This is a genomic window from Micromonospora sp. NPDC048169 (assembly GCF_040652815.1).
Taxonomy (GTDB): domain Bacteria; phylum Actinomycetota; class Actinomycetes; order Mycobacteriales; family Micromonosporaceae; genus Micromonospora.
Genome location: NZ_JBEZMS010000016.1, coordinates 78,707 through 91,826 on the forward strand (window position 1 = coordinate 78,707; position 13,120 = coordinate 91,826).

Consider the following 13,120-nt stretch of genomic DNA (forward strand, 5'->3'; position numbering starts at 1 on the left):
TCTGTCTCCCGGGTGACGTCGTGCCTAGAGAACGCCGTTCTCCTTGGCCTTCTCGATGTTGCGCTCATGCTCGGCGTTTGTCGTCGCGAAGGCCGAGTGTCCCTGCCTGTCGATGGCGACGAAGAAGAGCCACTTGCCGTCCGGCGGGCTCAGCGCCCCCTCCAGGGCCTGCTTCCCCGGGTTGTTGATGGGGGTCGGGGGCAGACCCGGGCGGGCGTGGGTGCTGTACGGGTTCTTCTCGTCGTACAGTTCCTCTCTGCGCATGTCCTTCGACGCCTTCGTCGGCTTGCCGGTCAGCTCCCAGTAGTAGTTGACCGAAACGTCGAACTGCAGACAGTTGCAGGGGAAGTTGCCGCTGTAGGCCCGGTTGTAGGCGACGCGGGCGATCTTGCCGAGGTCGTCCTTGTTGCCCGCCTCGGCTTGGGCGAGCGACGCCACGGTCAGTACCTCGTACGGGCTGATGCCGCCGCGGTTCGCCTGCACGTTCTCGGCGAACTTCAGGTTCCCGGTGACGGTGAGGAAGTTGTCCACCATCAGCTTGAGCACCGTCTCGGCGGTGGCCTTCGGCGGGATCTCGTAGGTGTCGGGGAACAGGAAGCCCTCGACCGACGGCTTGGCCTTCTTGCCGTCGGAGCGCTTGAACCACCAGTCCGGTACGCCGAGCGCCTCCGGGTCCTTCGCGGCGGCCTCGAAGTCCTTGACCGGGATGTCGGTCTTCTCGGACAGCCGCTTGTAGACCGTCTTCGCGGTGAGCCCCTCGGGGATGGTGATCCCGTTGACGATCTTGTTCTTGAGGTCCAGCAGCGCCACGACCGCCGCGTCACCGCTCATCTGCTTGCGCAGCTTGTAGGTGCCGGGCTGGATGTTCTTGCTGCGCGAGTTCTCCTCGGCGGCCTCGATGAACGCCTTGGTGCTCTTCACCACGTCGGCCGCGACGAGCGCGTCGGCCATGTCGGCGATCAGCGCGCCCTGCTTGATCTCGACCGTCACCTCGCCGGTGCCGGAGCCGTCGTAGTCGGGCGTGACGAAGTAGTTCTGGACCCGGTCGAAGCCGTAGAACGCGCCGCCGCCGATGCCACCCAGCAGGACCAGAGCGAGCGCGAGGGCGAGAAGGGTCTTGCCCCGGCCGCCGCCGGACTTGCCCTGACGCCGGCGCACCGCGCCGCGCCGGTGCCGGCCCTTCTCCCCCCTGTCCGGCTCGTCGAACCCCAGATCAAGATCGTCGATCATTGCGTCCGCCTCCGCTGTGCGTCCAGCCAGCTCTGCAGAATCTCCACCGCGGCAGCCTGGTCGACCACCGCCCGTTGGCGCTTTCCCCGGACGCCCCGTTCGGCAAGCCTACGACTCGCGACGACGGTAGACATCCTCTCGTCCGTCAGCGTCACCGGAATCGGCCGCATCACATCAGCCAAACGGCTGGCATATGCCGATACGTTCGCCGCCGCGGGTCCGTGCTTCCCGGCGAGATTGACCGGCAGCCCGACCACGATCCCCACCGCCTCGTGCTCGGCGGCGAGCCGGACCAGCTCGGCCATGTCGCCGGGCACCGCGTCCGGTTCCGCCGTCAGATCACGGGCCAGCGTGACCAGGGGCGTGGCGAGGATGCCGTGCGGATCACAGCGGGCCACCCCCACCCGCACCTGGCCGACGTCGACACCCAGCCGGACACCTCGGGACAGCTCGGTCACTGACGGACACCTCCCCGCCGATACGGGCCAGGGCGGACCGGGTGGTCCGCCCTGGCGTACATCCGTGCGCTCATGCCGTGCCGGCTGGGCATGCCCTCACGGCCCTCGCTCCGCTCGGTGCGTTCGCTCATGCCGTGCCGAATGGGCATGCCCTCACGGCCCTCGCTCCGCTCGGTGCGTTCGCTCATGCCGCGTCGGCGACCGCCCGCTCGACGGTGACCAGCAGGTTCGGCGCCTCCGCCGCGGGCAGGCCGCCGCCCTGGGCCAGGTCGTCGCTGCCGCCGCCCCGGCCGGAGAACGCCGCCTTGACCAGGTCCTTCGCGCTCAGGTTCCGCCCCCGGGCGGCCTGGTTGACGGCCACCACCAGCGACGCCTTGCCGTTGGCCCGGGCCGCCACCGCGACCACCGCCGGGCGGGCCGCGTCGATCCGGCCCCGGATCTCCTGGGCGAGGGTCCGCACGTCGTTCGCGGCCGCGCCCTCCGGCGCCTCGGTCCCGACGTACGCGACCCCGCGCACGTCCTTCGCCTGCGCCGCGAGCGCGCCGGCGCCGCCGAGCACGAGCTGGGCGCGCAGCTTCTCCAGTTCCTTCTCCGCGTCGCGCAACTGGGTGACCGTCTGCTCCACCCGGTCGGCCACCTGCTCCCCCGGCACCCGGAACAGCTCCGCCAGCCGGGACACCAGCAGGTGCTCACGGGCCAGGAAGCCGAACGCGTCCATGCCGACGAGCGCCTCGATCCGGCGGACCCCGGAACCCACAGACGCCTCGGAGAGGATCTTCACCAGGCCGAGCTGGGCGGAGCGGGCCACGTGCGTGCCGCCGCACAGCTCACGGGCGTAGTCGCCGACCTCGACGACCCGGACCCGCTCGCCGTACTTCTCACCGAACAGGGCCATCGCCCCGATCCGGCGGGCCTCCTCCTGGCTGGTGACGAACGCGTGCACCTCCAGGTCGGCCAGCAGCACCTCGTTGACCTGCTGCTCGACGTCGTGCAGCACGCTCGGCGCCACACCCGTCGGGGTGTTGAAGTCGAACCGCAGCCGGCCCGGCGCGTTGAGCGAACCCGCCTGGGTCGCCGACTCGCCGAGGAAGTTACGCATCGTCTGGTGCACCAGGTGCGTCGCCGTGTGCGAACGGGAGATCGCCCGGCGGCGGGACGCGTCGATCTCGGCGTACCCGGTCTCCCCGGCCCGCACCTCGCCGCGCACCACCTTCGCCCGGTGCACGATCAGGCCGGGCACCGGCTGCTGCACGTCGAAGACCTCGACCTGGCCGCCGCCGACGGTGATGAGGCCCTGGTCGGGCTGCTGCCCGCCGCCCTCGGCGTAGAACGGGGTGGTGTCGAGCACCAGCTCGATCGTGTCGCCCTCGGCAGCCGCCGCCACCGTGGCACCGCCGGACAGCAGCGCGCGCACCCGCGACTCCCGGCTCAGCTCGGTGTAGCCGGTGAACTCCACCGGCCCGCCGCCGTCGAGCACCGACCGGTACGCCGACACGTCCGTGTGCCCGGTCTTGCGCGCCTGCGCGTCGGCCTTGGCCCGGCTGCGCTGGTCGGCCATCAGCCGGCGGAAGCCCTCCGCGTCGACCTGCAAGCCCTGCTCGGCCGCGATCTCCAGGGTCAGGTCGATCGGGAAGCCGTACGTGTCGTGCAGCTGGAACGCCTTGTCACCGGAGAGCGCCGCCTTGCCGGCCGACTTGGTCTCGGCGATGGCGGTGTCCAGGATCGTGGTGCCGGCGCGCAGCGTGGCCAGGAACGCGTCCTCCTCGGCGTACGCGTACTGGGAGATCCGGCCGAAGTCCTCGGCCAGCTCCGGGTACGACGGCGCCATGCAGTCACGGGCCACCGGCAGCAGCTCGGGCAGAGCCCGGTCGGCGTAGCCCAGCAGCCGCACCGCCCGGATCGCCCGGCGCATGATCCGCCGCAGCACGTAACCACGGCCCTCGTTCGACGGGGTCACCCCGTCGCCGATGAGCATCAGCGAGGTGCGCACGTGGTCGGCGATCACCCGCAGCCGCACGTCGTCCGGGTGCGACTGGTTGGCCGCCTGGCCGGAGTGCGCGCCGTAGCGCTTGCCGGTCAGCTCGGCGGCCCTGTCCAGGATCGGCCGGACCTCGTCGATCTCGTAGAGGTTGTCCACGCCCTGCAGCAGCGAGGCCATCCGCTCCAGGCCCATGCCGGTGTCGATGTTCTTCGCCGGCAGGTCACCGAGGATCGGGAAGTCCTCCTTGCCGGTGCCCGGACCCCGCTCGAACTGCATGAAGACGAGGTTCCAGAACTCCAGGTAGCGGTCCTCGTCGACCTCCGGCCCGCCCTCGCGGCCGTAGGCCGGGCCGCGGTCGTAGTACAGCTCGGAGCACGGGCCGCACGGGCCGGGGATGCCCATCGACCAGAAGTTGTCGGCCTTGCCCCGGCGCACGATCCGCTCGGCCGGCACGCCGGTGGCCCGCCAGATGTCGTACGCCTCGTCGTCGTCCAGGTAGACGGTCGCCCAGATCCGCTCCGGGTCCAGCCCGAAGCCGCCCGCCTCGACCGGCTTGGTGGCCAGGTCCCAGGCGAGCGGGATCGCCCCGGACTTGAAGTAGTCACCGAAGGAGAAGTTGCCGTTCATCTGGAAGAACGTGCCGTGCCGGCTGGTCTTGCCGACCTCGTCGATGTCCGGCGTACGGATGCACTTCTGCACGCTCGTCGCCCGCGCGTACGGCGGGGTCTGCTGGCCCAGGAAGTAGGGCACGAACTGCACCATGCCCGCGTTGATGAACAGCAGGTTCGGGTCGCTGATGGCGGGCAGCGGAGCGGACGGCACCACGGTGTGCCCGTTCGCCTCGAAGTGGGCGAGGAACCGCCGCTTGATCTCCGCCGTCTTCATCGCTGGTGGTCCTCCGGGAAAATCTCTCGATCACCGATGCGCGGGTCCTCCCGCAGCTCGGCGAACTGGTCGTCGTACACCTCGCCGCGGGCGAAGGCCTCGTGGATCTCCTGCTCACGCTCGGCCATGCCGACCCGGACGTCGTCCATGAACGCCCGGACCGACTCGACCAGACCGCCGGCGGACTCGGACAGCCCGCTGGCGATGCCGGCCGGGGTGTACGCCTGCGCCGTCCGGGTGGCCTTACGCACCACCAGGACGCCCACGGCCAGCCCGATGCCCAGCCAGAACAACCGCCTCATGTTCTCATCCTTCCCGCGTACGCCGGTCGGGGTCAGCGGTTGCCGCGCTTGGCGGCGCGACGCTGCTGCTTGATCGTGTCGCGCACCTCGCGCTCGGTCTCGGCGTGCCGGCGGGCGGAGGCGGCCCGGCGCACGCCGTACCCGAACGCGGCCACCTTGACCAGCGGGTTCGCGGCGGCGGCGGAGACCACCGTGGCCAGGTTCGCCACGTTCGCGGTGACGTTCTGCGCGTGGCTGGTCATGGTGTCCACCTTGGCGAGCTGGAGGTTCACCCCGTCCAGCGAGGTCTGCACCTGCTCCAGCGCCACGTTGACGTTCTTCACCGTGGTGTTCACGTCACCGAGCAGCGGCGTGGTGCGCTCGTTCACGTCGGTGATCATGCGGGTCGTCGCGTCCACGGTGTGCCGCAGCCGCAGGATCGGCACCGCCAGCACGAGCACCAGCATCAGGAACGCGCCGGCCGCGATCAGCGCAGCGATCTCTCCACCACTCACGCGTAAGTCCTCCTCAAGCAGTGTCCCGGAACCCGACGCCCCGGAACGCGCGACCGTACCTACCCACTTCGCGCCACGCCGACCCGGTCACCGGGCGCGGACGGGCGTGCCAGCCCCAGACCCTACCGTCCGTGATGAAAGTCGGCTCACGACGGTGAGGGGGTCGCCTCGCCCAGCGGGTCGTCGGTCAGGGTCGGATACGGATCCTCGCCGGTGAGTGACGGGTCGGTGGTCGGCGTCGGCCCGGTGCGCTCGTCGTCGATCGCGTTACGCACCTTCACCGACACCAACGAGCCGGTGCAGTCCGCCGCTGCGGGCTCGGCCGGCGCGGACGGCGCGGGCGCACCGTCGACCGGCGGGGGCGTGCAGGTGCGGTCGCGTACCCACAGGTCGAGCGTGAGCTCGTCCCGACGCCAGCAGGTGTAGCTACCCGGGACCTTCTCGTCCGGGCAACGGTCGACCTTCCAGCGCCGCCACCCGTCGCCGGCCAGCGCCTTTTCGTAGACCGCCACCGTCTCCTTCCACCCCTGTTCCGATTCGACGGAGCGTTCCCGCAGGCGGCAGTCCTGCAGGCACCAGCGGCTGCCGCTGACGTTGTCCACCGTGTTGCTCTGCGCCCAGCCGGGCACCTTGAGCTCGTCGAGGGTGTCGAAGACCGGATCGTGGCTGAGCGTGCGAATGCCGAAGTAGAGCGGCACCGCCCCCAGTAGCACGAGGCTGACCAGGGCGAGGATGCCCAGCCGAAGTCGGCTGCGCTCGCGCATCTGCCGGCGCAGCTCGGACCGGGCGCCGCGCAGGCCCCCGGCCTCCGCACCGCTGTCGTCCGCGCCGGGACCGCCGGGCCGCGGTGCGCCGACCGCGCCGGGCCGTGGTCCCGCCGGCTCCCCCGGGGGTACGGCCACAGCCGCCCGGGCCGCCACCGCGTTGCCCGGTCCGGGCCGGTCCGGGTCCGCTCCCGGTGGTGTCGCCCGGGCGGCGGTCCGCTCGTCCGGCGCCACCGGACGGGCCACACCCGCCGCCGCGCGGGCGGTCACCGGCGCACCGGGCGGCACCGGGCCGTCGCCCGACGGTCCCCGCGCGCCGGGGGCCACCGGCGGACGAGGCGCGGCACCGGGCCGGAGGGTGTCGTCGGGGCGGGCCACCCCACGCCCGTCGCCACCGGCCGGAGCACCACCGGGTCGCCCGCCACCGATCGGGATACCGCCGGTGCGCTCGCCGTCGCCGCGCGGGCCGGGGGCGACCGGAGCGCCACCGGGAGGTCCACCGCCCACCGGAATGCCGCCGGTGCGCTCACGGTCGCCGCGCGGACCCGGCCCGGCCGGACCGCCACCGGCAACGGGCGGGACACCGGGGCGGGCCGCGCCTCGGGCCGGGGCGGGCCGGGCCGGTCCCGGATCGGACGGCTGGGGGCGGGCCGACGGCACGACCGGACCGGACTGGTCGGGGCGGCGCGCCGGGCCGGCCGGTTCGGCATGCTCCGGCGCACCGGGACCGGACTGCCCGGGTCGCCGGGAGCCCGGCTCGGGACGCACCGGCGGGACGGCGACGCCGGCCCGGCCGCCGGGCGCCTCCGGCACGGCGCCCCGGCTGCGGGACACGTCGGGTGCGGCATCCCGGCCACGGGACACGTCGGGTGCGGCATTCCGGCCGGTGGGTGCCTCGGGTGCGGCATTCCGGCCGCCTGGTGCCTCGGGTGCGGCGCTCCGGCCGCCTGGTGCCTCGGGTGCGGCGCTCCGGCCGCCGGGCGTGCCACGACGGGCGGCCGGCGGGGTCGGGCCGGTCGTCGGACCGCCGGACACCGGCGCGCCCGGCAGGTCCGGCGCGTTTCCGCTGCGCGGCACGACCGGGGCTCGGTCCTGGGCGGCCCGCCGGCCGGCACCCGGCGCGGGTGCGGGAACGTGGTGACCGGCCGTGGGCTCCTCGCGCCGCGCGCGTCGCCCGCCACCAGAGACGGGAGCGGCGTCCGGAACGGCGCGACCGGCCGGCCCGCCGGGCACGCCGCCTTCCGGCGCGGCGCGACGGCCCGCGCCGGAGACCGGCCGGGTGCCTGGTGGAACATCGTCGGAACGGGTCCGGCGGCCCGCCCCCGAGACCGGCCGGGTGCCGGGGGCCACGTCGTCGGGCCGCGCCGGGCGCGCTCCACCGGGGACCGCCTGGACGGCTCCGGTGTCCTCGGCGCGGGCCCGGCGGGCCCCACCGGAGACCGGCTGGATGCCGGCGGTGTCGTCCGGCCGGGCTCGTCGTCCGACCGGGGCCGGCGGCATCGCCGGGTCGCCTCCGGCCGGATGCGGGCCCTCCGGCCCGGCGCCGTGCCGACCGCGAGGGGTCGGTGGTACGCGGGTGTCGCCGTCGACGGGCGGCCGGCCCAGGTCGGCGGGTACCCGGCCGGACGGCGGCGGCGGGCCGGGTGGGACGCGGGTGCCGGCGACCGGCGGCTGCTGGCCGGTCGGTCCGTCCGCGCGGCGGCGGTACGGCGCATCGGGCGGCCGGGGCGCCTCGGGCACGCCGGGCCAGGGACCGTCGGCGGGCCGGCGCGGGGCGGCGGTTTCGGGGCCGCCGGGCCAGGGACCGTCGGCGGCCCGGCGCGGGGCGCCGGTCTCGGGGCCGGTGGGTCGCACCGGCGGCGCGGCCGGAGCAGGCCCGCCGGGGCGGCGCATGACCGGGGGACGTGGACCGGGCCGGCCGTCGCCGGGCGTCTCCGGACCGGGCCGGCCACCGCCGGAGGGCGCGTCCACCACAGGTGGGCGGACCCCCGACGACGGGCCCCCGGCCGGGGGCGGGTCCATGCCGGGCCGGCCGGCCGGCGGTGACGGGTCCATGCCGGGCCGGCCGGCCGGCGGTGACGGGTCCATGCCGGCCCGACCCGGGAACGCGGGCGGGTCCACGCCCGGCCGTCCGGGGGTCGGAGGCACTGCGGCGCCGGGGCGGCCCGGGGCCGGGGGCGCTGCCGGGCCGGAACGGCCGGTCGCGGGGGGCATCGCCGGGTCGGTTCGGTCGCCCGGGACGGGACCGCCTGGCCGGGAACGACCCGCGGTCTGTGGCGCGACGGGCGACGGCGGTACGGACCGGCCCGGAGCCTGGGGTGGCGCCGCCGGGGGCGGTACGGGCCGGCCGGGACCCTGGGGTGGCGCCGCCGGGGGCGGTACGGGCCGGCCGGGACCCGGGGGCACGGCGGCCGACGGCGCACCGGGCGGGGCTGCCGACGGAGGCGGCACCGGCTGACCGGTCGAGGGCTGCGGCGCGCCCCGAGCCGGGGGCCGCGGGGCCGTGTGGCCGGCGGCCGGCGGCATGCCGGGGCCCGGGGCGGCCGGCCGGGCCGGGCCGGGACGCGACGGGTCGGTGCCGGGATGCGACGCCGGGAGATCCCCGTCCGGCCCGAGTTCACCGCCCTGCTGCTTGGCGGTACGCAGGTCGTCGATCCAGCCGAGCTCCTCGCCGACGACTGTCGGGTCCAGCTCGGGCTCGGCCCGGCCGCGTCCCCACCGGCGGCCCTTGCCCCGCGGGTCGCGCCGCTCGTCGGGGCCGTCCGCCGGCCGCTCCGGACCACGCGCCATCACTACTGACCCCCCTCGGCGGCGTCGCTGCCGCCCTCACTCGCCCCGCTGGACTGCTCGCCGCCCCCCACCCGGGCCCCGTTCGCGGCGGCCGGGGCGCCGGCCTCCGCGCGGGTCGCCGGAGCCGGCAGCCCGCGGACGATCCGGCGCAGCAGCGGCAGCCGGGTGGCCACCGCCCGCTCCGCGCCGTGCCCGCTGGGCTGGTAGTAGTCGGTTCCGACGAGGTCGTCCGGAGCGTACTGCTGGGTGACCACCCCCCGGTGGTCGTCGTGCGGGTAGCGGTAGCCGGCGCCGTGACCGAGGCCCCGCGCGCCGGAGTAGTGGGCGTCGCGCAGGCCGCGCGGCACCGGGCCACCACGACCGGCGCGTACGTCGGTGACGGCGGCGCCGATAGCTGTGGTGGCTGAGTTGGACTTCGGCGCGGTGGCCAGGTGGATGACCGCCTGGGCCAGGTTGAGCTGTGCCTCCGGCAGGCCCACGTACTCGACCGCGTGGGCGGCGGCGGTGGCCACCGTCAGGGCGGTGGGATCGGCCATGCCGACGTCCTCACTCGCGAAGATCACCAGCCGGCGGGCGATGAACCGGGCGTCCTCCCCGGCCACCAGCATCCGGGCCAGCCAGTGCAGTGCCGCGTCCACGTCCGAGCCGCGCATGCTCTTGATGAATGCGCTCGTCACGTCGTAGTGGGCGTCGCCGTCCCGGTCGTATCGCACGGCCGCCACGTCGACCGCCTGTTCGGCCACGGCCAGGTCGATCCGGCCGGTGTCGAGCGCTGTGGCGGTGGCCGCCGCCGCCTCCAGTGCGGTGAGCGCCTTGCGCACGTCGCCCCCGGCGAGCCGGACCAGGTGGTCCTCCGCCTCCTCGGCCAGCACCAGCGCGCCGCCGAGCCCGCGCTCGTCGGCCACCGCACGGCGCAGCAGCCCGCGTACGTCGTCGTCGTCGAGCGCCTGGAGGGTGAGCAGCACGCAGCGTGACAGCAACGGCGAGATGACCGAGAAGTACGGGTTCTCCGTGGTCGCCGCGAGCAGCGTGACGGTACGGTCCTCGACGGCGGCGAGAAGCGAGTCCTGCTGGGTCTTGCTGAACCGGTGCACCTCGTCGATGAACAGCACCGTGGGCGGGCCGCCGGACCGGCGTTGGCGACGGGCGGTGTCGATCACGGCACGGACGTCCTTCACGCCTGCGGTCAGCGCGGACATCGCCACGAACCGCCGGTCGGTGGCCCGGGCCACGAGGTGGGCGATGGTGGTCTTGCCGCTGCCCGGCGGCCCCCAGAGGATCACCGACAACGGCGCCGCGCCCTCGACCAGCTGACGCAGCGGCGCCCCCGGCGCGAGCAGGTGTTCCTGCCCGACCAGCTCGTCGATGCCCGCCGGCCGCATCCGCACAGGCAGGGGCGAATCCGCCCGGGTGTCGGTGAAGCCGTCGGTGCCGCCCGCGCCCGCGGGTGCGCCGGCCGGCTCGCCGAGGGTGAAGAGGGCGTCCGATTCCATCACGAGAACAGTACCGGGCCGGGCCGACGACGCCGGAATCGCGCCGCCGACCCGACCCGGGTGGTCTTTTCCGGTCAGCCGCGACCCGGCCGCCGGCCCCGGTACCACCGGCCGCCACCGCCGCCGCGCGGGCCGGAGCCGACGCCGGCCAGGTAGAGCGAGAGCAGCAGGAAGCCGATGAGCATGAGGGTCGAGGTGCTGAACAGATCGGGCGCGCCGAGGTCGGTGTTCATGAAGTCGAGCAGCAGCGCGAAGCCGAACACGATGGCCGCGAGAATGGCGAGCATGTCGTTCCTCCGGTGGGGGTTCCCAGCAGGTCGGCGACGGATGTACCCAATCGGTCTGTTCGTCAATCTCCACCGTGGAACGGACGGTGGCTCGACCTCCGGCACCGGCCCTGATGCTCGTACGCTGACGGAATGATCACGGTCGACGAGGTGCTGACCGGGCGGGCCGCGCTGCTCGCCTGCGGCGCGGATCGCAGCCGAGGGCTGGGCGCGGCGCTGACCGCCGGGATGACGCGTGCCCTGTTCGGCAGGTACGACGTCGTGGCGCTGGGCGTCCACCCGGACAACGTGGGCGCGATCCGGCTGTACCGGCGGCTCGGCTTCACCGCCGCCTAACGCCGCACCTCCGTCGCGCTCGCCTGACCCGCAGCGCCCGCCCGGGCCCGCTTCCGCGTGAGTGGCTCGCAACGGGGGCCCGGGCCGGGTGCGGGGGCCGGGCTCAGGCGCGGCCGGCGGGGGCCGCTGCGGCGGTCGCGTCGTGGGACGGGCCGGGCTCGGCGACCAGGCCGGCGTGGCCGGGGCCGCCGCCGGTCACCTCCGGTTCCACAGTGGTGTCCGGCGGGGTACGGCGACCGGCGCGCCAGGCCGGCAGGTAGAGCGGCGCGGCTACTGCCAGCACCACACCGCCGACGACCATGGCGACGCCGACGCTCGTGGCGTCGGCCAGCGCGGTGAGCGTGACCGCGCCGAGCGCGCCGGCCGGCTGGGCGGCCATCGAGTTGAGCGACAGCACACTCGTCCGGTACGGCCCGTCGACCTGCCGGTGCAGCAGTCCCATGTGCAGCGGGTTCGACGCGCCGTGCACGGTGTAGCAGGCCAGGTACGCGATGAGGATGCCGACCGGGCCGGCCAGCAGGCCCATGCCGACCACCGTCACGCCCTGCAGGATCCGCATCAGCGCGGCGGCCGGGGCGGCGCCGAGACGGCGCAGCAGGAACGGGGTGAGCGCGGCGCCGGCGGCGTTGGCGAGCCAGGCCGCCGTGCTGGCCGGGCCGAGCAGCGCCGCAGCGCGGTCCGGGTCGCCGAGCACCTCGGCGAGGCGCACCGGCAGCAGCGACTCGAAGGTGACCATGCCGAAGCCCCAGAACAGTTCGACGGCGACCAGGGCCGCGAGCACCCGGTTGCGGCGCAGCAACCCGACTGCCTGCCCGACCATCCGGGGCGCGTCGACCACGGAGGCGCGCAGCGCGGCCGGGCCGGACGCGGGCCGCCGCTCGGCCATCAGCGCCAGCAGCGCCACGACGGAGACGGCCTGGAGGACGGCGGCGACGATCACCGGCAGCGCGAGGGCACTGACCGGGCCGACCGGGCCGAGCGCGACCAGGCCGCCGCTGAGCAGGGCGCCCGCGCCGATGGCGACACCGATCACGGTGCCGGCCCAGCCGAGGCCGCGCTCGTACTCGGCCTTCGGGTCGACGGCGAGCGTGGCGTCGACGTACCAGGATTCCATCGGGCCGCTGTCGAGCGCCCGGTAGACGCCCTGCAATGCCCAGACCAGGAAGAACATCCAGAACGAGTCGGCCACCGCCATCAGCGCCAGCGAGCCCAGGCCGAGCACCCAGGCGACGACAAGCACCGGTTTGCGCCCGAGCGCGTCGGCGAAGCCGCCGGTGGGCAGCTCCAGCGCCAGCACGACGAGGCCCTGCGCGGTGGCGACGAGGCCGATCTGGGACAGCGTGAGCCCGCGCTCCTGCATCAGCAGGATCATCACCGGCATGAGCAGGCCGCTGGGCAGCCAGCGCAGGCCGTACAGCGTGAGGTAGCGGGTCCGGATCTGGCGTACGGACAGCGTGGTCACGGCTTCTCCTCGGCGGGCGGCGGGGTGGACCGTGGGTAGGCCGCGTCCATCGGCAGGGCGGCGAGGTAGAACTGCACCGTCTCGGCGTCGGGGTCGTCGGGGTCGGTGGCGTCGCGGTGCCGCTCGAAGACCGCGAAGACCTCGTCCTGGATCACCTTGAGGCGGTCGGCCGGAATCCGCATGAAGAAGTCACCCATACCGAAGCCGTCGCGCCAGGCCGGCGACCACCGGTGCCGCTGGGCGAACCAGCGTTCGGCGTGCTGGGCGAAGAAGCGGACGTAGTCCGCCTCGATCCACTCGATGGCCGCCCGCGCGTCGGGGTCGTCGTCGAAGTCGCTTGATTCCCAGTTCGTGACGTCGTGCGCGGCCCGCCAGTAGCGCTGGCGGCCGGTGCCGAGGCTCGGGTCCTCCACCACGAGTCCGACCTCGGCGAGTTGGCGCAGGTGGTAGCTGGTCGCGCCGCTGTTGGTGCCGAGCGCCTCGGCGAGGGCGGTGGCGGTGGCCGGGCCGCCCACGCGCAGCGCCCCGACCAGCCGCATGCGCAGCGGCTGCGCCAGGGCACGGACCTGGCGGTGGTCGATGCGTACGGTGCGCTCCTTCTTCTCCTCCATGAGATGCACAATATCTGTGCACACTTT

11 protein-coding genes are annotated in these 13,120 nt (G+C 74.6%); 1 reads left to right on the top strand and 10 read right to left on the bottom strand.

All coding sequences use genetic code 11. The annotated features are described in order from the left end of the window. Nucleotides 1-24: 24 nt before the first annotated feature. The 8 genes from mltG to AB0D28_RS16515 form a co-directional block, all read right to left on the bottom strand. Nucleotides 25-1,230 (bottom strand): endolytic transglycosylase MltG, encoded by a 1,206-nt coding sequence (gene mltG / locus AB0D28_RS16480; protein ID WP_357386505.1) that lies wholly within the window; start codon nt 1,228-1,230, stop codon nt 25-27. Then, a complete protein-coding gene (gene ruvX, locus AB0D28_RS16485; protein WP_194802882.1) occupies nt 1,227-1,688 on the bottom strand; it encodes a Holliday junction resolvase RuvX in 462 nt (153 codons plus the stop codon). The genes mltG and ruvX overlap by 4 nt, the downstream gene beginning before the upstream one ends. 184 nt (nt 1,689-1,872) lie before the next feature. Then, on the bottom strand, nt 1,873-4,554 hold the full coding sequence (gene alaS / locus AB0D28_RS16490) for an alanine--tRNA ligase (protein ID WP_357386508.1): 2,682 nt from the start codon (nt 4,552-4,554) through the stop codon (nt 1,873-1,875). Next, on the bottom strand, nt 4,551-4,856 hold the full coding sequence (locus AB0D28_RS16495) for a DUF6167 family protein (protein ID WP_354866963.1): 306 nt from the start codon (nt 4,854-4,856) through the stop codon (nt 4,551-4,553). Before AB0D28_RS16495 ends, alaS begins: the two co-directional genes overlap by 4 nt. Nucleotides 4,857-4,888: 32 nt before the next feature. Next, nucleotides 4,889-5,350, bottom strand: a complete 462-nt coding sequence (locus AB0D28_RS16500; RefSeq protein ID WP_357386511.1) for a DUF948 domain-containing protein — start codon at nt 5,348-5,350, stop codon at nt 4,889-4,891. Nucleotides 5,351-5,496: 146 nt separating this feature from the next. Further along, entirely contained in the window at nt 5,497-6,114 is a 618-nt protein-coding gene (locus tag AB0D28_RS16505; protein ID WP_357386590.1) for a hypothetical protein, read from the bottom strand. Nucleotides 6,115-8,906: 2,792 nt separating this feature from the next. Continuing rightward, nucleotides 8,907-10,397, bottom strand: a complete 1,491-nt coding sequence (locus tag AB0D28_RS16510; RefSeq protein ID WP_357386513.1) for a replication-associated recombination protein A — start codon at nt 10,395-10,397, stop codon at nt 8,907-8,909. A gap of 74 nt (nt 10,398-10,471) precedes the next feature. Next, nucleotides 10,472-10,684, bottom strand: coding sequence for a hypothetical protein (locus AB0D28_RS16515; protein WP_018785054.1), 213 nt, complete (start codon nt 10,682-10,684; stop codon nt 10,472-10,474). 132 nt (nt 10,685-10,816) lie between these two features. Here AB0D28_RS16515 and AB0D28_RS16520 point away from each other — a divergent pair, with 132 nt between their 5' ends. Then, a complete protein-coding gene (locus tag AB0D28_RS16520) occupies nt 10,817-11,020 on the top strand; it encodes a GNAT family N-acetyltransferase (protein WP_357386515.1) in 204 nt (67 codons plus the stop codon). A gap of 103 nt (nt 11,021-11,123) precedes the next feature. Here AB0D28_RS16520 and AB0D28_RS16525 read toward each other — a convergent pair whose 3' ends face one another. Then, on the bottom strand, nt 11,124-12,482 hold the full coding sequence (locus AB0D28_RS16525; RefSeq protein ID WP_357386517.1) for an MFS transporter: 1,359 nt from the start codon (nt 12,480-12,482) through the stop codon (nt 11,124-11,126). Continuing rightward, nucleotides 12,479-13,093 (bottom strand): helix-turn-helix domain-containing protein, encoded by a 615-nt coding sequence (locus tag AB0D28_RS16530; protein ID WP_357386519.1) that lies wholly within the window; start codon nt 13,091-13,093, stop codon nt 12,479-12,481. The genes AB0D28_RS16525 and AB0D28_RS16530 overlap by 4 nt, the downstream gene beginning before the upstream one ends. Nucleotides 13,094-13,120: the final 27 nt, after the last annotated feature.